The following is a 447-nucleotide window of genomic DNA, read 5'->3' as shown; positions in this document are numbered from 1 at the left end:
GCATGAGGGTAAACAGGATGAATATGCAGTTCGCCAAAACGTTGGGCCAGCGCGCGTTGCTGCTGCGGCGTAATAGCTTGATCGCGCAGAAACACCACCTGATGGCGCAGCACCGCATGGTAAAGCTGTTCAAACTGATTATCGCTTAACGGGCGCGTCAGGTCGGCACCCGAAATTTGTGCGCCAATATACGGCCCCAGCGGGGTAATGCTCAGACGTTCACTCATTGTACTTCTCCATGCCAGGGCGTCAGGCGGCGCTGTAACGCGCGCAAACCCAGTTCTAAAAGAAAAGCGATAATCGCAATCACCGCGATCCCCGCCAGCACCACGTCAGTCGCGAGAAATTCACCCGCTGACTGAACCATAAATCCTAAACCGCGCGTCGCGGCAATCAGCTCCGCCGCTACCAGCGTAGACCAGCCCACACCCAGACCAATGCGTAATC

General features: G+C 56.4%; 1 protein-coding gene and 1 pseudogene. Both read right to left on the bottom strand.

Annotation, left to right across the window (positions count from 1 at the left end; all coding sequences use genetic code 11):
- Positions 1-227: TauD/TfdA family dioxygenase (locus C1I93_RS30950; protein ID WP_181445405.1), on the bottom strand; the 227-nt coding region annotated here is incomplete at its 3' end.
- Positions 224-447 (bottom strand): annotated as a pseudogene (locus tag C1I93_RS30945) (ABC transporter permease); the annotation flags it as partial. The pseudogene C1I93_RS30945 and the gene C1I93_RS30950, both read right to left, overlap by 4 nt.

Source organism: Micromonospora endophytica, from assembly GCF_003236305.1.
Classification (GTDB): Bacteria; Actinomycetota; Actinomycetes; order Mycobacteriales; family Micromonosporaceae; genus Micromonospora; species Micromonospora endophytica.
Note: the sequence above shows the minus strand (reverse complement) of the source record. Positions and strands in the feature narration are given on the sequence as shown.